Annotated in this window: 4 protein-coding genes and 1 pseudogene; all 5 read left to right on the top strand. The window is 57.7% G+C overall.

Annotated features, from left to right (window positions below; genetic code table 11):
* Positions 1–43: 43 nt before the first annotated feature.
* The 5 genes and pseudogenes from PSH96_RS00680 to PSH96_RS00675 all read left to right on the top strand — a co-directional run bounded on the left by PSH96_RS00680 (position 44) and on the right by PSH96_RS00675 (position 19,891).
* Positions 44–7,690: a retention module-containing protein gene (locus PSH96_RS00680; RefSeq protein ID WP_305456905.1), complete on the top strand. Its 7,647-nt coding sequence runs from the start codon at positions 44–46 to the stop codon at positions 7,688–7,690.
* Complete coding sequence (locus PSH96_RS29460) at positions 7,687–10,620, top strand: immunoglobulin-like domain-containing protein (RefSeq protein WP_370694321.1); 2,934 nt, start codon at positions 7,687–7,689, stop codon at positions 10,618–10,620. The genes PSH96_RS00680 and PSH96_RS29460 overlap by 4 nt, the downstream gene beginning before the upstream one ends.
* A 79-nt stretch (positions 10,621–10,699) precedes the next feature.
* Positions 10,700–10,912 carry an immunoglobulin-like domain-containing protein gene (locus PSH96_RS29455; protein ID WP_370694320.1) on the top strand — a complete coding sequence of 71 codons (213 nt, stop codon included), beginning with the start codon at positions 10,700–10,702 and terminating at the stop codon, positions 10,910–10,912.
* Positions 10,888–11,377, top strand: a pseudogene (locus PSH96_RS29450) (immunoglobulin-like domain-containing protein); the annotation flags it as partial. The gene PSH96_RS29455 and the pseudogene PSH96_RS29450, both read left to right, overlap by 25 nt.
* A gap of 69 nt (positions 11,378–11,446) precedes the next feature.
* The gene (locus PSH96_RS00675; RefSeq protein WP_370694341.1) at positions 11,447–19,891 is read left to right on the top strand and encodes an immunoglobulin-like domain-containing protein; all 8,445 of its coding nucleotides are present in this window, start codon (positions 11,447–11,449) and stop codon (positions 19,889–19,891) included.
* Positions 19,892–20,014: the final 123 nt, after the last annotated feature.

The following is a 20,014-nucleotide window of genomic DNA, read 5'->3' as shown; positions in this document are numbered from 1 at the left end:
CCACATGGAATTCATCAGAAACGGATCGCCGGAGAAATCTTTAATGAGCAGTGTTGTTGCCATCGTCAAAAGCATTGTTGGTCAAGTTTTCGTTATTTCTCCGGAAGGGACGCGCCGTGTCCTTGTAGAAGGTGATCGCCTGTTCGCAGGCGACCAGATCGACACCGGCATGTCCGGCGCCGTGAGCCTTGAGCTGGCCGACGGCCGCACCCTGGACCTGGGCCGTGAAACCCAGTGGAGCGCCGACCTGCCGGACTCCAGCCTTGACCTGGCCGCTGCCGCCGAGAACGCCGCGCCGTCGGTTGCCGAACTGCAGCAAGCCATCGTCGCGGGCGCCGACCCGACGACCGACCTGGATGCTACCGCCGCCGGCGCGACGGCTGCCGGTAATGGTGCTGCGGGCGGGGGCCACAGCTTTGTTGTACTGGACGCGACTGCGGGCCGTGTCGACCCGACGATCGGCTTCCCGACCGGCCCACTGGGCCAGAGCACCACGACAGCGACCCAACTCACGGGCGCCCAAAGCGCAGGCGGCAATGGCAACCTGGTCTTGCAGACGTCGACCCTGACGCTGAGCGCAACGCCGACCATCACCGAAGCCGGTGGTGTGCTGACCTACACCGCCACCGTCACGCAGCCGCCGATCAATGACTTGAGCATCACCCTGTCCAACGGCGCAGTGATCACCATCACCGCCGGCCAACTGACCGGCACCGTCAACGTGCCGCTGGCACCGAATGACAGCCCGTACATCGACCCAAGCCAGATCAACGTGAACGTCACCGGCACCACCGGCGGCAACAACCTGGTGCTGACGATTGACCCGAACCCGGCCGTTACGCAGATTACCGACACCATCGACACCACCACCGTCACGTTGACGGCGGGTAATACCGTGACTGAAGGCGGTCAGATTACCTATACCGCCACCTTGACCAACCCGGCGCAGACGCCGGTGACTGTCACCTTGAGCAATGGCTCGGTGATTACGATCAAGGCTGGGGAGTCGGTTGGTACTGTTGTGGTCGATACACCGGCTAACGACGTTTACAACAATGGCTCGACCGTCAGCACTACTATTACCGGTGCGACCGGCGGCAATTTTGAAAACCTGGTACCGAGCACCACGCCCGCGGTTACCACGATCACTGATTCGATCGACACCACCACCGTTACCCTGACAGCAGGCAACACTGTCACCGAAGGCGGTCAGATCACTTACACCGCTACCCTGACCAATCCGGCCCAAACCCCAGTGACTGTCACCTTGAGCAATGGCTCGGTGATTACGATCAAGGCTGGAGAGTCGGTTGGGACTGTTGTGGTGGATACACCAGCGAACGACGTTTACAACAATGGTTCGACCGTCAGCACCACTATTACCGGCGCGACCGGCGGCAATTTTGAAAACCTGGTACCGAGCACCACGCCTGCGGTTACCACGATCACTGATTCGATCGACACCACCACCGTTACCCTGACAGCAGGCAACACTGTCACCGAAGGCGGTCAGATCACCTACACCGCTACCCTGACCAACCCGGCGCAAACCCCAGTGACTGTCACCTTGAGCAATGGCTCGGTGATTACGATCAAGGCTGGGGAGTCGGTTGGTACTGTTGTGGTCGATACACCGGCTAACGACGTTTACAACAACGGTTCGACCGTCAGCACTACTATTACCGGTGCGACCGGCGGCAATTTTGAAAACCTGGTACCGAGCACCACGCCTGCGGTTACCACGATCACTGATTCGATCGACACCACCACCGTTACCCTGACGGCGGGTAACACCGTGACCGAAGGCGGTCAGATCACTTACACCGCTACCCTGACTAACCCGGCGCAGACGCCGGTGACTGTCACCTTGAGCAATGGCTCGGTGATTACGATCAAGGCTGGGGAGTCGGTTGGTACTGTTGTGGTCGATACACCGGCTAACGACGTTTACAACAATGGTTCGACTGTCAGCACTACTATCACCGGTGCGACCGGTGGCAATTTTGAAAACCTGGTACCGAGCACCACGCCTGCGGTTACCACGATCACTGATTCGATCGACACCACCACCGTTACCCTGACAGCAGGCAACACTGTCACCGAAGGCGGTCAGATCACTTACACCGCTACCCTGACCAACCCGGCGCAAACCCCGGTGACTGTCACCTTGAGCAATGGCTCAGTGATTACGATCAAGGCTGGAGAGTCGGTTGGGACTGTTGTGGTGGATACACCAGCGAACGACGTTTACAACAATGGTTCGACCGTCAGCACTACTATTACGGGCGCAACCGGCGGCAACTTTGAAAACCTGGTGCCAAATACTACGCCTGCGGTCACCACGATCACCGATTCGATCGACACCACTACTGTCTCGCTGACGGCTACCGACGCGATCACCGAAGGCGGCCAGATCACCTACACCGCTACCCTGACCAACCCGGCGCAAACCCCGGTGACCGTCACCCTGAGCAATGGCTCGGTAATCACCATCAAAGCGGGTGAATCGACCGGCACCGTTGTGATCGACACTCCGGCGAACGACGTTTACAACAATGGTTCGACCGTCAGCACCACTATTACCGGCGCGACCGGCGGCAACTTTGAGAATCTGGTACCGAGCACCACGCCTGCGGTCACCACGATCACCGACTCGATCGACACCACCACTGTTTCGCTGACGGCTACCAATACCGTGACCGAAGGTGGCCAAATCACCTACACCGCCACCCTGACCAACCCGGCGCAAACCCCGGTGACCGTCACCTTGAGCGATGGCTCGGTGATCACTATCAAAGCGGGCGAATCTGTCGGCAGCGTGGTGGTCGGCACTCCGCCGAACGACGTCTACGTCAATGGCAGCACGGTGAGCACCACCATCACTGGCACGACCGGCGGCAACTTCGAAAACCTGGTGCCGAACACTACACCTGCGGTCACCACGATTACCGACTCGATTGACACCACCACCGTCACCTTGACGGCTCCGTCCGAGGCGAACGAGGGTGGTCAGATTACCTACACCGCTACGCTCTCCAATAAAGCGGGTACTGACGTCACGCTGAAGTTGGATAACGGTTCGACCATCACCATCAAAGCGGGCGACACCGTCGGCACCGTGACCGTCCCTGCGCCTAGCGATGACGTGTTCATCGACAAGAGCACCCAAACGGTCAAGATCACTGACACCGCTGGCGGCAACTTCGAGAAGCTGGAAGTTGCAGGTAATGGCGCAACCACGACTATCAACGACACCATCGACAAAGTCGATGTGGTGTTGACTGCCACCACCACCGTTGGCGAAGGCGGCAATATCGTTTACACCGCGTCGCTGGTCGACAAGTCGGGTAATGCGGTGACCAACATCACCAATCCGTTGACCGTGACTTTGGATAACGGCCAGACCATCACTATCGGCGTTAATCAGTCGAACGGCAGCGTCACCGTTGTAGCTCCGGATGATGTGTACAAAGGCGATCAAACCGTCACTACCGCTATCACTAATGTGGCTGGCGGGGAGCACTTCGAGAATTTGGTGCCAGGTACTACACCTGTTAGCACTACCGTCACCGACACTCCGGGTACCGATAACACCACCACCGTGACACTGACGGCGCCGTCTGCAGTGAACGAAGGTGGTCAGATCACCTACACCGCGACGCTCTCCAATAAAGCGGGTACCGACGTCACGCTGAAACTGGATAACGGTTCGAGCATCACCATCAAAGCTGGCGACACCGTCGGCACCGTAACCGTCCCTGCGCCTAGCGATGACGTGTTCATCGATAAGAGCACTCAGACGGTCAAAATCACTGACACTGCTGGCGGCAACTTCGAGAAACTGGAAGTAGCTGGTGATGGTGCAACTACGACCATCAACGACACCATCGACAAGGTCGATGTGGTGTTGACTGCCACCACCACCGTTGGCGAAGGCGGCAACATCGTTTACACCGCGTCGCTGGTCGACAAGTCGGGTAATGCGGTGACCAACATCACCAACCCGTTGACCGTGACTTTGGATAACGGCCAGACCATTACCATCGGCGTTAATCAGTCGAACGGCAGCGTGACCGTTGTAGCTCCAGATGATGTGTACAAAGGCGACCAGACCGTCACTACCGCTATCACTAACGTGACTGGCGGCGCGCACTTCGAGAACCTGGTGCCAGGTACTACACCTGTTACCACTACCGTCACGGATACTCCGGGTACCGATAACACCACCACCGTGACGCTGACGGCTCCGTCTGCAGTGAACGAAGGTGGCCAGATCACCTACACCGCCACCTTGAGCAACAAGGCCGGCACTGACGTCACGCTGAAGCTGGATAACGGCTCGACGATCACCATCAAAGCCGGTGAAACCGTCGGCACCGTAACCGTCCCTGCGCCTAGCGATGACGTGTTCATCGACAAGAGCACGCAAACGGTCAAGATCACCGACACCGTTGGCGGTAACTTCGAAAAACTGGAAGTTGCAGGCGACGGCGCGACCACCACGATCAACGACACCATCGACAAGGTCGATGTGGTGTTGACTGCCACCACCACCGTTGGCGAAGGCGGCAACATCGTTTACACCGCGTCGCTGGTCGACAAGTCGGGTAATGCGGTGACCAACATCACCAACCCGTTGACCGTGACTTTGGATAACGGCCAGACCATTACCATCGGCGTTAATCAGTCGAACGGCAGCGTGACCGTTGTAGCTCCAGATGACGTGTACAAGGGTGACCAGACCGTCACTACCGCTATTACTAATGTGTCCGGCGGTGAGCACTTCGAGAATTTGGTGCCAGGTACTACACCTGTTAGCACTACCGTCACGGATACTCCGGGTACCGATAACACCACCACCGTGACACTGACGGCGCCGTCTGCAGTGAACGAAGGTGGTCAGATCACCTACACCGCGACGCTCTCCAATAAAGCGGGTACTGACGTCACGCTGAAGTTGGATAACGGCTCGAGCATCACCATCAAAGCCGGCGATACCGTTGGCTCTGTGACTGTTGCGGCACCTGGCGATGACGTGTTCATCGACAAGAGCACTCAGACCGTAAAGATCACTGACACCACTGGCGGTAACTTCGAGAAGCTGGAAGTTGCAGGCGACGGCGCAACCACCACAATCAACGACACCATCGACAAAGTGGATGTGGTGTTGACCGCCACCACCACCGTTGGCGAAGGCGGCAACATCGTTTACACCGCGTCGCTGGTCGACAAGTCGGGCAATCCGGTGACTAACATCACCAACCCCCTGACCGTGACCCTGGATAATGGCCAGACCATCACCATCGGCGTTAATCAGTCGAACGGCAGCGTGACCGTTGTAGCTCCAGATGATGTGTACAAAGGCGACCAGACCGTCACTACCGCTATCACTAACGTGACTGGCGGTGAGCACTTCGAGAATTTGGTGCCAGGTACTACACCTGTTAGCACTACCGTCACGGATACTCCGGGTACCGATAACACCACCACCGTGACACTGACAGCTCCGTCTGCAGTGAACGAAGGTGGTCAGATCACCTACACCGCGACCTTGAGCAACAAGGCCGGTACTGACGTCACGCTGAAGTTGGATAACGGCTCTTCCATCACCATCAAAGCTGGCGACACCGTCGGCACCGTAACCGTCCCTGCGCCTAGCGATGACGTGTTCATCGATAAGAGCACTCAGACGGTCAAGATCACTGACACTGCTGGCGGCAACTTCGAGAAACTGGAAGTAGCTGGTGATGGTGCAACTACGACCATCAACGACACCATCGACAAGGTCGATGTGGTGTTGACTGCCACCACCACCGTTGGCGAAGGCGGCAACATCGTTTACACCGCGTCGCTGGTCGACAAGTCGGGTAATGCGGTGACCAACATCACCAACCCGCTGACCGTGACCCTGGATAATGGCCAGACCATCACCATCGGTGTGAATCAGTCGAACGGCAGCGTGACCGTTGTAGCTCCGGATGATGTGTACAAGGGCGACCAGACCGTCACTACCGCTATCACTAACGTGACTGGCGGCGAGCACTTCGAAAATCTGGTCCCAGGTACCACGCCGGTGAGCACCACAGTCACCGATACACCGGGTACTGATAACACCACCACCGTGACGCTGACGGCTCCGTCTGCAGTGAACGAAGGTGGTCAGATTACGTACACCGCTACGCTTTCCAATAAAGCGGGCACCGACGTAACCTTGAAGCTGGATAACGGCTCGACCATCACCATCAAAGCGGGCGACACCGTCGGCACCGTAACCGTCCCTGCGCCTAGCGATGACGTGTTCATCGACAAGAGCACCCAAACGGTCAAGATCACTGACACTGCTGGCGGTAACTTCGAGAAGCTGGAAGTTGCTGGCGACGGCGCGACCACCACGATCAACGACACCATCGACAAGGTCGATGTGGTGTTGACTGCCACCACCACCGTTGGCGAAGGCGGCAACATCGTTTACACCGCGTCGCTGGTCGACAAGTCGGGTAATGCGGTGACCAACATCACCAACCCGTTGACCGTGACTTTGGATAACGGCCAGACCATTACCATCGGCGTTAATCAGTCGAACGGCAGCGTGACCGTTGTAGCTCCAGATGACGTGTACAAGGGTGACCAGACCGTCACTACCGCTATTACTAATGTGTCCGGCGGTGAGCACTTCGAGAATTTGGTGCCAGGTACTACACCTGTTAGCACTACCGTCACGGATACTCCGGGTACCGATAACACCACCACCGTGACACTGACGGCGCCGTCTGCAGTGAACGAAGGTGGTCAGATCACCTACACCGCGACCTTGAGCAACAAGGCCGGTACTGACGTCACGCTGAAGTTGGATAACGGCTCTTCCATCACCATCAAAGCTGGCGACACCGTCGGCACCGTAACCGTCCCTGCGCCTAGCGATGACGTGTTCATCGATAAGAGCACTCAGACGGTCAAGATCACTGACACTGCTGGCGGCAACTTCGAGAAACTGGAAGTAGCTGGTGATGGTGCAACTACGACCATCAACGACACCATCGACAAGGTCGATGTGGTGTTGACTGCCACCACCACCGTTGGCGAAGGCGGCAACATCGTTTACACCGCGTCGCTGGTCGACAAGTCGGGTAATGCGGTGACCAACATCACCAACCCGCTGACCGTGACCCTGGATAATGGCCAGACCATCACCATCGGTGTGAATCAGTCGAACGGCAGCGTGACCGTTGTAGCTCCGGATGATGTGTACAAGGGCGACCAGACCGTCACTACCGCTATCACTAACGTGACTGGCGGCGCGCACTTCGAAAACCTGGTGCCAGGTACCACGCCGGTGAGCACCACCGTCACCGATACACCGGGCACCGACAACACAACCACCGTGACACTGACAGCTCCGTCTGCAGTGAACGAAGGCGGTCAGATCACCTACACCGCGACCTTGAGCAACAAAGCAGGTACCGACGTCACGCTGAAGTTGGATAACGGCTCGAGCATCACCATCAAAGCCGGCGATACCGTTGGCTCTGTGACTGTTGCGGCACCTGGCGATGACGTGTTCATCGACAAGAGCACTCAGACCGTAAAGATCACTGACACCACTGGCGGTAACTTCGAGAAGCTGGAAGTTGCAGGCGACGGCGCAACCACCACATCAACGACACCATCGACAAAGTGGATGTGGTGTTGACCGCCACCACCACCGTTGGCGAAGGCGGCAACATCGTTTACACCGCGTCGCTGGTCGACAAGTCGGGCAATCCGGTGACTAACATCACCAACCCCCTGACCGTGACCCTGGATAATGGCCAGACCATCACCATCGGCGTTAATCAGTCGAACGGCAGCGTGACCGTTGTAGCTCCAGATGATGTGTACAAAGGCGACCAGACCGTCACTACCGCTATCACTAACGTGACTGGCGGTGAGCACTTCGAGAATTTGGTGCCAGGTACTACACCTGTTAGCACTACCGTCACGGATACTCCGGGTACCGATAACACCACCACCGTGACACTGACAGCTCCGTCTGCAGTGAACGAAGGTGGTCAGATCACCTACACCGCGACCTTGAGCAACAAGGCCGGTACTGACGTCACGCTGAAGTTGGATAACGGCTCTTCCATCACCATCAAAGCTGGCGATACCGTCGGTTCCGTCACTGTTGCGGCGCCTAGCGATGACGTGTTCATCGATAAGAGCACTCAGACGGTCAAGATCACTGACACTGCTGGCGGCAACTTCGAGAAACTGGAAGTAGCTGGTGATGGTGCAACTACGACCATCAACGACACCATCGACAAGGTCGATGTGGTGTTGACTGCCACCACCACCGTTGGCGAAGGCGGCAACATCGTTTACACCGCGTCGCTGGTCGACAAGTCGGGTAATGCGGTGACCAACATCACCAACCCGTTGACCGTGACTTTGGATAACGGCCAGACCATTACCATCGGCGTTAATCAGTCGAACGGCAGCGTGACCGTAGTAGCTCCAGATGACGTGTACAAGGGCGATCAAACCGTCACTACCGCTATCACTAATGTGACTGGCGGCGCGCACTTCGAGAACCTGGTGCCAGGTACGACGCCGGTTAGCACTACCGTCACGGATACACCGGGCACCGACAACACAACCACCGTGACACTGACAGCTCCGTCTGCAGTGAACGAAGGTGGTCAGATCACCTACACCGCGACGCTCTCCAATAAAGCGGGTACTGACGTCACGCTGAAGTTGGATAACGGTTCGAGCATCACCATCAAAGCTGGCGATACAGTTGGCACCGTGACCGTCCCTGCGCCTAGCGATGACGTGTTCATCGACAAGAGCACGCAAACGGTCAAGATCACTGACACTGCTGGCGGCAACTTCGAGAAGCTGGAAGTTGCAGGTAATGGCGCAACCACCACAATCAACGACACCATCGACAAGGTCGATGTGGTGTTGACTGCCACCACTACCGTTGGCGAAGGCGGCAACATCGTTTACACCGCCAGCCTTGTGGATAAAAACGGCGCGGCAGTGACTAACATCACCAACCCGCTGACTGTGACCCTGGATAATGGCCAGACCATCACCATCGGTGTGAATCAATCGAATGGTAGCGTGACCGTTGTAGCTCCGGATGATGTGTACAAGGGCGACCAGACCGTCACTACCGCTATCACTAACGTGACTGGCGGCGAGCATTTCGAGAACCTGGTGCCAGGTACGACGCCGGTTAGCACTACCGTCACGGATACACCGGGCACCGACAACACAACCACCGTGACACTGACAGCTCCGTCTGCAGTGAACGAAGGCGGTCAGATCACCTACACCGCGACCTTGAGCAACAAAGCAGGTACCGACGTCACGCTGAAGTTGGATAACGGCTCGAGCATCACCATCAAAGCCGGCGATACCGTTGGATCTGTGACTGTTGCGGCGCCTGGCGATGACGTGTTTATCGATAAGAGCACTCAGACGGTCAAGATCACTGACACCACTGGCGGTAACTTCGAGAAGCTGGAAGTTGCAGGCGACGGCGCGACCACCACGATCAACGACACCATCGACAAAGTGGATGTGGTGTTGACCGCCACCACTACTGTTGGCGAAGGCGGCAACATCGTTTACACCGCGTCGCTGGTCGACAAGTCGGGCAATCCGGTGACTAACATCACCAACCCGTTGACCGTGACTTTGGATAACGGCCAGACCATTACCATCGGCGTTAATCAGTCGAACGGCAGCGTCACCGTTGTAGCTCCAGATGATGTCTACAAAGGCGATCAAACCGTCACTACCGCGATCACTAATGTGACTGGCGGCGAGCACTTCGAAAATCTGGTGCCAGGTACTACACCTGTTACCACTACCGTCACGGATACTCCGGGTACCGATAACACCACCACCGTGACACTGACGGCTCCGTCTGCAGTGAACGAAGGTGGTCAGATCACCTACACCGCGACGCTCTCCAATAAAGCGGGTACTGACGTCACGCTGAAGTTGGATAACGGTTCGAGCATCACCATCAAAGCTGGCGATACAGTTGGCACCGTGACCGTCCCTGCACCTAGCGATGACGTGTTCATCGACAAGAGCACGCAAACGGTCAAGATCACCGACACCACTGGCGGCAACTTCGAAAAACTGGAAGTTGCTGGCAACGGCGCGACCACCACGATCAACGACACTATCGACAAAGTCGATGTGGTGTTGACCGCCACCACTACCGTTGGCGAAGGCGGCAACATCGTCTACACCGCCAGCCTTGTGGATAAAAACGGCGCGGCAGTCACTAACATCACCAATCCGCTGACCGTGACTTTGGATAACGGCCAGACCATTACCATCGGCGTTAATCAGTCGAACGGCAGCGTGACCGTAGTAGCTCCAGATGACGTGTACAAGGGCGATCAAACCGTCACTACCGCTATCACTAATGTGACTGGCGGCGCGCACTTCGAGAACCTGGTGCCAGGTACGACGCCGGTTAGCACTACCGTCACGGATACACCGGGCACCGACAACACAACCACCGTGACACTGACAGCTCCGTCTGCAGTGAACGAAGGTGGTCAGATCCTACACCGCGACGCTCCAATAAAGCGGGTACTGACGTCACGCTGAAGTTGGATAACGGTTCGAGCATCACCATCAAAGCTGGCGATACAGTGGCACCGTGACCGTCCCTGCGCCTAGCGATGACGTGTTCATCGACAAGAGCACGCAAACGGTCAAGATCACTGACACTGCTGGCGGCAACTTCGAGAAGCTGGAAGTTGCAGGTAATGGCGCAACCACCACAATCAACGACACCATCGACAAGGTCGATGTGGTGTTGACTGCCACACTACCGTTGGCGAAGGCGGCAACATCGTTTACACCGCCAGCCTTGTGGATAAAAACGGCGCGGCAGTGACTAACATCACCAACCCGCTGACTGTGACCCTGGATAATGGCCAGACCATCACCATCGGTGTGAATCAATCGAATGGTAGCGTGACCGTTGTAGCTCCGGATGATGTGTACAAGGGCGACCAGACCGTCACTACCGCTATCACTAACGTGACTGGCGGCGAGCATTTCGAGAACCTGGTGCCAGGTACGACGCCGGTTAGCACTACCGTCACGGATACACCGGGCACCGACAACACAACCACCGTGACACTGACAGCTCCGTCTGCAGTGAACGAAGGCGGTCAGATCACCTACACCGCGACCTTGAGCAACAAAGCAGGTACCGACGTCACGCTGAAGTTGGATAACGGCTCGAGCATCACCATCAAAGCCGGCGATACCGTTGGATCTGTGACTGTTGCGGCGCCTGGCGATGACGTTTATCGATAAGAGCACTCAGACGGTCAAGATCACTGACACCACTGGCGGTAACTTCGAGAAGCTGGAAGTTGCAGGCGACGGCGCGACCACCACGATCAACGACACCATCGACAAAGTGGATGTGGTGTTGACCGCCACCACTACTGTTGGCGAAGGCGGCAACATCGTTTACACCGCGTCGCTGGTCGACAAGTCGGGCAATCCGGTGACTAACATCACCAACCCGTTGACCGTGACTTTGGATAACGGCCAGACCATTACCATCGGCGTTAATCAGTCGAACGGCAGCGTCACCGTTGTAGCTCCAGATGATGTCTACAAAGGCGATCAAACCGTCACTACCGCGATCACTAATGTGACTGGCGGCGAGCACTTCGAAAATCTGGTGCCAGGTACTACACCTGTTACCACTACCGTCACGGATACTCCGGGTACCGATAACACCACCACCGTGACACTGACGGCTCCGTCTGCAGTGAACGAAGGTGGTCAGATCACCTACACCGCGACGCTCTCCAATAAAGCGGGTACTGACGTCACGCTGAAGTTGGATAACGGTTCGAGCATCACCATCAAAGCTGGCGATACAGTTGGCACCGTGACCGTCCCTGCACCTAGCGATGACGTGTTCATCGACAAGAGCACGCAAACGGTCAAGATCACCGACACCACTGGCGGCAACTTCGAAAAACTGGAAGTTGCTGGCAACGGCGCGACCACCACGATCAACGACACTATCGACAAAGTCGATGTGGTGTTGACCGCCACCACTACCGTTGGCGAAGGCGGCAACATCGTCTACACCGCCAGCCTTGTGGATAAAAACGGCGCGGCAGTCACTAACATCACCAATCCGCTGACCGTGACTTTGGATAACGGCCAGACCATTACCATCGGCGTTAATCAGTCGAACGGCAGCGTGACCGTTGTAGCTCCGGATGATGTGTACAAGGGCGACCAGACCGTCACTACCGCTATCACTAACGTGACTGGCGGCGAGCACTTCGAAAATCTGGTCCCAGGTACCACGCCGGTGAGCACCACAGTCACCGATACACCGGGTACTGATAACACCACCACCGTGACGCTGACGGCTCCGTCTGCAGTGAACGAAGGTGGTCAGATCACTTACACCGCTACGCTTTCCAATAAAGCGGGCACCGACGTAACCTTGAGGCTGGATAACGGCTCGACTATCACCATCAAAGCTGGCGACACCGTCGGCACCGTAACCGTCCCTGCGCCTAGCGATGACGTGTTCATCGATAAGAGCACTCAGACGGTCAAGATCACTGACACTGCTGGCGGTAACTTCGAGAAGCTGGAAGTAGCTGGTGATGGTGCAACTACGACCATCAACGACACTATCGACAAGGTGGATGTGGTTTTGACGGCCACCACCACCGTTGGCGAAGGCGGCAACATCGTTTACACCGCGTCGCTGGTCGACAAGTCGGGCAATCCGGTGACTAACATCACCAACCCGCTGACTGTGACCCTGGATAATGGCCAGACCATCACCATCGGAGTGAATCAATCGAATGGTAGCGTGACCGTTGTAGCTCCGGATGATGTGTACAAAGGCGATCAAACCGTCACTACCGCTATTACTAATGTGACTGGCGGCGCGCACTTCGAAAACCTGGTGCCAGGTACCACGCCGGTGAGCACCACCGTCACCGATACACCGGGCACCGACAACACAACCACCGTGACACTGACAGCTCCGTCTGCAGTGAACGAAGGCGGTCAGATCACCTACACCGCGACCTTGAGCAACAAAGCAGGTACCGACGTCACGCTGAAGTTGGATAACGGCTCGAGCATCACCATCAAAGCCGGCGATACCGTTGGCTCTGTGACTGTTGCGGCACCTGGCGATGACGTGTTCATCGACAAGAGCACTCAGACCGTAAAGATCACTGACACCACTGGCGGTAACTTCGAGAAGCTGGAAGTTGCAGGCGACGGCGCAACCACCACAATCAACGACACCATCGACAAAGTGGATGTGGTGTTGACCGCCACCACCACCGTTGGCGAAGGCGGCAACATCGTTTACACCGCGTCGCTGGTCGACAAGTCGGGCAATCCGGTGACTAACATCACCAACCCCCTGACCGTGACCCTGGATAATGGCCAGACCATCACCATCGGCGTTAATCAGTCGAACGGCAGCGTGACCGTTGTAGCTCCAGATGATGTGTACAAAGGCGACCAGACCGTCACTACCGCTATCACTAACGTGACTGGCGGTGAGCACTTCGAGAGTTTGGTGCCAGGTACTACACCTGTTAGCACTACCGTCACGGATACTCCGGGTACCGATAACACCACCACCGTGACACTGACAGCTCCGTCTGCAGTGAACGAAGGTGGTCAGATCACCTACACCGCGACCTTGAGCAACAAGGCCGGTACTGACGTCACGCTGAAGTTGGATAACGGCTCTTCCATCACCATCAAAGCTGGCGATACCGTCGGTTCCGTCACTGTTGCGGCGCCTAGCGATGACGTGTTCATCGATAAGAGCACTCAGACGGTCAAGATCACTGACACCACTGGCGGTAACTTCGAGAAGCTGGAAGTTGCTGGCGACGGCGCGACCACCACGATCAACGACACCATCGACAAAGTGGATGTGGTGTTGACCGCCACCACTACTGTTGGCGAAGGCGGCAACATCGTTTACACCGCGTCGCTGGTCGACAAGTCGGGCAATCCGGTGACTAACATCACCAATCCGCTGACCGTCACTCTCGATAACGGACATACCATCACCATCGGTGTGAACCAGTCCAGCGGCACTGTCACTACCGTCGCTCCAAACGATGTGTACAAAGGCGATCAAACCGTCACTACCGCCATCAAAGGCGTGACCGGCGGCGAGCACTTCGAAAACCTGGTGCCAGGCACAACGCCTGTTAACACCACAGTGACTGATACACCGGGCACCGACAACACAACCACCGTGACACTGACAGCTCCGTCTGCAGTGAACGAAGGTGGTCAGATTACGTACACCGCTACGCTTTCCAATAAAGCGGGCACCGACGTAACCTTGAAGCTGGATAACGGCTCGACCATCACCATCAAAGCGGGCGACACCGTCGGCACCGTAACCGTCCCTGCGCCTAGCGATGACGTGTTCATCGACAAGAGCACCCAAACGGTCAAGATCACTGACACTGCTGGCGGTAACTTCGAGAAGCTGGAAGTTGCTGGCGACGGCGCGACCACCACGATCAACGACACCATCGACAAAGTGGATGTGGTGTTGACCGCCACCACTACTGTTGGCGAAGGCGGCAACATCGTTTACACCGCGTCGCTGGTCGACAAGTCGGGCAATCCGGTGACTAACATCACCAATCCGCTGACCGTCACTCTCGATAACGGACATACCATCACCATCGGTGTGAACCAGTCCAGCGGCACCGTCACCACCGTCGCTCCAAACGACGTGTACAAGGGCGATCAAACCGTCACTACCGCCATCAAAGGCGTGACCGGCGGCGAGCATTTCGAAAACCTGGTGCCAGGCACTACGCCGGTTAACACCACAGTGACTGATACACCGGGTACTGCGGATACCACGACCGTAACGCTGACCGCACCAAGTGCCGTCAACGAAGGTGGCCAGATCACTTACACCGCCACCTTGAGCAACAAGGCGGGTACTGACGTCACGCTGAAGTTGGATAACGGTTCGACTATCACCATCAAAGCTGGCGACACCGTCGGCACCGTAACCGTCCCTGCGCCTAGCGATGACGTGTTCATCGACAAGAGCACCCAAACGGTCAAGATCACTGACACCGCTGGCGGCAATTTTGAGAAGTTGGAAGTTGCTGGCAACGGCGCGACCACCACGATCAACGACACTATCGACAAAGTCGATGTGGTGTTGACCGCCACCACTACCGTTGGCGAAGGCGGCAACATCATCTACACCGCCAGCCTTGTGGATAAAAACGGCGCGCCTGTGACTAACATCACCAGCCCGCTGACCGTCACTTTGGACAACGGCAAAACCATCACCATCGGTGTGAACCAGTCCAGCGGCACCGTCACCACCGTCGCTCCAAACGATGTGTACAAAGGCGATCAAACCGTCACTACCGCTATCAAAGGCGTGACCGGCGGCGAGCATTTCGAGAACCTGGTGCCAGGCACAACGCCTGTTAACACCACAGTGACTGATACCCCAGGCACCACCGATCTCACCAGCGTCACGCTGACCGCACCAAGTGCCGTCAACGAAGGCGGCACCATCACCTACACGGCCACCTTGAGCAACAAGGCTGGTACCGACATGGTCGTCACGCTGGATAACGGTTCAAGCATCACCATCAAGCAAGGTGCGACCGTGGGCTCCGTGACGGTTGCGGCGCCTGGCGATGACGTGTTCATCGACAAGAGCACCCAGACGGTCAAGATCACCGGCACTACCGGCGGTAACTTCGAAGGTGTGAGCATCACGCCGGGCGGCGCGACCACCACCATCAACGACACCATCGATGATGTGACCGTGGTGCTCAAAGCCACGGGTTCCGTCGCTGAAGGCGGCCAGATTACTTACACCGCATCCTTGGTCGACAAGAACGGTGCGGCAGTGACCAACGTCGGTTCCGATCTGGTGGTAAAGCTGGATAACGGCTCGACCATCACTATCGGCAACGGCAAGTCCAGCAGCACGACCACGGCTGTTGCGCCAAATGACGCGTATGTCGGCGCCAACGATGTGAACAACAAGATTACCGGCGTGGTCAGCGGCGGCGACAAGTACGAACACCTGATCGTCGACGGCAGCACCGTCACCACCAAAGTGACGGATGTGATCAACAACACCACCATCAGCATCACCGGCGACGCCTCGGTGACTGAAGGCGGCACGGCGCATTACACGCTGACGCTGAGCAACCCGGCGCAAACCGATGTGACCGTGACGCTCAAGTACAGCGGCACCGCCACCGATGGTTCGGACTTCAACGGCGTATACACCGTGAAGATCCCGGCCGGCGCCACCAGCGTGCCGTTCAACATCGCCACGATCGACGACAAGATCACCGAGCCGACCGAACAGATTGTCATCACTATCGACAAAACCACCGGCGGCAACTTCGAGAACCTGGTGGTCGGCAACGGCAGCGTCAGCACCAATATCATCGATAACGATGCGCCGCCGGTCATCGACCTGGATGCCAACAATTCCAGCGGTGCCACCGGTGCCGACTACAGAACCACCTTCACCGAAGGCACCGCCGGGCCGGGTGTGTCGATTGCCGACACCGATATCAAGATCACCGACCCGGACAGCACGATGCTGACTGGCGCGACGGTCACCCTGACCAACGCACAGGCCGGTGATGCACTGAACCTGGGCAACAGCGTGAACGGCATCATCGTCAGCACCAACAACCAGACAGGCACCATCACCCTGACGTTGTCGGGCAGCGCGACGCTGGCTGATTACATGCAGCGTATCCAGAACATCACGTTCACCAACAACAGCCACGACCCAAGTACCACGCCGCGGACCATCACCGTGACCGTGACCGATGGCGGCAACTACTCCAACGTCGCCACCACCACGGTTAACGTGGTGGCGGTCAACGATCCGCCGGTCGCCACCGGCAGCGCTGTCACCGGCACCGAAGACACGCCGCTGGCACTGACCTGGGCCAACTTCGGCGTGACCGATGTGGACTCGCCACAAGCCAGCCTGGGCGTGAAGATCACCGACCTGCCGGTGGCCGGCAAGCTGCAATACCTGGCAGCGGATGGCACCACCTGGACCAACGTGACTGCCAACCAGACCTTCACCAAGGCCCAGATCGACGGCGGCCAGTTGCGCTTTATGCCTAACGCCAACGAATCCGGCGCCGACGGTTATGGCGGCACCGGCATTGGCAACAAGCAGGCTGATTATGCGCAGTTCAAGTTCCAGCCTACCGACGGCAAGGACCTGGGCAACAGCGCCACGGTGAAAGTCGATATCACACCGGTGGCCGACGCACCTACGCTGAACGTGGCCGATAACACTGTCGCCTCGACCGGTCTGATCAAACAGGGCTGGAACAGCATTGCCGGCCTCGGCACCAACGGGAACGGCGCGGCACCCGATGTACTGAAAAAAGCCATCGACAACGCAGGTACGCCGAACAACACCAGTGTCGTCACCAATGTCGAGTCAGTCGACAATGTCAACGCCGGCTCCGGCTCCAAGATCTCCGGCCTGATGTACATGGAAGCTGGCAAGAGCTACACCTTCAGCGGCGTCGCCGATGACAGTGTGGTGGTCAACGTTGGCGGTAAAGACATTGCCAGCGGGGTATGGGCGACCAACAGCGGCAAATTCAGCGGCTCGTTTACGCCAACGGTCAGCGGTTACTACAGCCTCGAGATCTACCAAGCCAACCAAGCGGGGCCTGGCAGCTTTGACGTCAATCTGTCGATCAACGGCGGGGCGATACAGAACTTGAGCACCAGTACCGTGCCGCTGTACACCGGCCTCACTGATTTGACCAACGCCGGCGTGACCGTCTCCGACCTGCATGGCAGTAACGGTGACGGTTACTACGTGGGCTACAAGCTCAACGAAGGCCAGGAAAACGGCACCGTCAAGCTGTCCAAGGTCACCACCGCACTGACCGACACCGACGGCTCCGAAACCCTGAGCGTGAAGATCAGCGGCGTGCCGGCAGGCTCGGTACTCACCGATGCATCCGGGCACACGTTCACGGCGACCAAAGGCGTGGGCGAAGTCAACGTGACCGGTTGGGACCTCAACACCCTGACCATCAAGCCGCCGACCTATTACAGCGGCCAGTTCAACCTGACCGTCACGTCGACCTCTACCGAAAGCATCGGCGGTTCGGCGTCCACCACGGCGCAATTGCCAGTCACCGTGTACCCGGCGACCTACAACTCGGTGACGGGTACTTCGGGCAGCGACAACATTGTCGGCACTGACGGCAATGACATCGTCGTGGCCGATATCGGCGGCCTGAACGTGGTGCAAGGCAAGAACTACAACATTGCGTTCATGGTGGACAGTTCCGGCAGTATGAGCGTCGACTCGATCAACGCGGCGAAGGCTTCGCTGACGTCAGTGTTCAAGTCGCTCAAAGACAGCCTGGGCGCCAACACCTCCGGCACCGTGAACATCTTTGTGGCGGACTTCGATACCCAGGTGAACAAGTCGGTTGCGATCAACCTCAACGATGCAAACGCGCTGACCTTGCTCAGTGCGGTGCTGGATTCGATGAAGTCCGGTGGCGGCACCAACTACGAAGACGTGTTCAAGACCACGGCCAACTTCTTCCAGAGCGGCCTGGCCACCAGCAACACCGGCGCGACCAACCTGACTTACTTCATCACCGACGGCCAGCCAACGTACTACCAGAGCGGCGAGCAGACCAACCCGACGCTGTACGGCAACGTCAAGTTCGACAACGTGGTCACGACTGCCAACTACACGCCTGGCACAACGTTCTCCACCTACATCGACAATACGCACTACTTGTCCATCGACAATTCGGGTGCCGCTCAGCTGCAAATCTACAATGGCTGGCGCTGGGTCGTCACCGACCTGGGCACCGTACATGCCCAAGGTGACGGTACCTTTGAGTTGTCTAACCTGGACGGCACGGGCAACAGCACCAACTCGGCAACGCTGAGCAATGCCAAAAGCGCCTTTGCGCTGCTGGGCGGGTTGTCGCAAGTGGAAGCGATCGGTATCAACGGCGACGTCAGCCTCAACGACCTCAAGCCTTACGACACCGATGGCAAGCCGCAAAGCAACATCGATCCGAAGGACCTGGCCAACGCGATCCTCGGCCACACCGAGGCCACGCTGCCAGGCGCCGACACCATCAGTGGTGGCGACGGCAACGACATCCTCTTCGGCGACCTGGTGAGCTTCAGCGGGATTACCGGCGAGGGCTACAACGCACTGCAGGCCTTTGTGGCACAGAAAACCGGCGTGGCTGTCTCGGCGGTGACCACCTCGAACGTGCACCAGTACGTCACCGAGCACTACGCGGACTTCGACGTCTCCGGCGCCAAGGACGGCAACGACACGCTGTTGGGCGGCGCAGGTGACGACATCCTGTTCGGCCAGGGCGGCAACGACCTGCTGGACGGCGGCAAAGGCAATGACATCCTGTTGGGCGGTACCGGTAACGACACGCTGATCGGTGGGCCGGGCAACGACATCCTGATCGGCGGCTCGGGTGCCGACACCTTCGTCTGGAAGGCGGGCGACTTCGGCAACGACGTGATCAAGGACTTCAAGGCCTCGGAAGGTGACCGGATCGATCTCAAGGATCTGTTGAAAGGTGAGACGGACAGCACCATCGACAACTACCTCAAGATCACCACGGTAGAAGGCGTGTCGACCCTGCAAATCAGCAGCGAAGGCAAGCTCAACGCCGCCGGCGGCCTGGCCAATGCCGATGTGACGATCAAGCTGGAAGGCAACGATTGGTCGCACACCAGCATCAACTCGCTGATCACCGGTGCCGACCCGACCATCAAGATCGACCACACCGCCTAAGCTGTGATTTATCGGCCGCCCGCAAGGGCGGCCGATTTACTTGGGCGATACGTCGCTGGCCGTGGCGGCCGGTTGCATCGCATACTCGCGCCCATAAACACAGCATTGACCTATGCTGGTGAA

The sequence above is a fragment of the Pseudomonas sp. FP2338 genome (assembly GCF_030687515.1).
Classification (GTDB): domain Bacteria; phylum Pseudomonadota; class Gammaproteobacteria; order Pseudomonadales; family Pseudomonadaceae; genus Aquipseudomonas; species Aquipseudomonas salomonii.
Note: the sequence above shows the minus strand (reverse complement) of the source record. Positions and strands in the feature narration are given on the sequence as shown.